This is a genomic window from Spectribacter hydrogenoxidans (assembly GCF_031846275.1).
Lineage (GTDB): Bacteria > Pseudomonadota > Gammaproteobacteria > Nevskiales > Salinisphaeraceae > Spectribacter > Spectribacter hydrogenoxidans.
Window position 1 is genome coordinate 1 of sequence record NZ_JAVRIB010000053.1, and the last position, 615, is coordinate 615.

1 protein-coding gene is annotated in these 615 nt (G+C 60.8%); it reads left to right on the forward strand.

Annotated elements, in window-relative coordinates; genetic code table 11:
• Positions 1-610 (forward strand): IS3 family transposase (locus RM532_RS15840; protein ID WP_311654306.1); only part of this gene is annotated, 610 nt, incomplete at its 5' end.
• Between the last annotated feature and the right edge of the window lie 5 nt (positions 611-615).

The following is a 615-nucleotide window of genomic DNA, read 5'->3' on the forward strand; positions in this document are numbered from 1 at the left end:
GGCTCGTCACGGTCTCCAGGGCTGGCCTCGCAAAAAGGGCCGGGGCCGCGGCAAGCCGGGCATCCGACCGGTAGGTATCGGCAATCATCTGCAAAGAGATTTCGCCGCCGCCGAGCCGGAGACCAAGTGGGTCACGGATATCACCGAGATCAAGACCGGAGAGGGCAAGCTATTTCTATGCGTGGTGCTCGATCTGTTCAGCCATGTCGTGCTCGGCTGGTCCATGCACCACCGCCAGGACCGCCGCATGGTGATGCGGGCGGTGGAGATGGCCATCTGGCAACGCCAGGGCGGCTGGTCGGTGATCTTGCATTCAGATCGCGGCAGCCAATTTCTCAGCGGCGATTACCAGCGCCTGCTCAAGCAGCACACCCTGATTTGCTCGATGAGTGCGGTCGGCCACTGCGGGGATAACGCGCCCTGCGAGGGGTTTTTCGGGATACTTAAGCGCGAGCGCATCCAGCACGCGAGGTATTTGACACTGGATGCCGCCAGAGCGGATGTGTTCGACTACATTGAGCGATTCCACAACCCACGAATGCGACGCCGAGTCGCCAAGCAGGATCAGAAGCTTTTAGACGTTTCCAATCCGTCCGCGAAAACGGGGTAGAACCC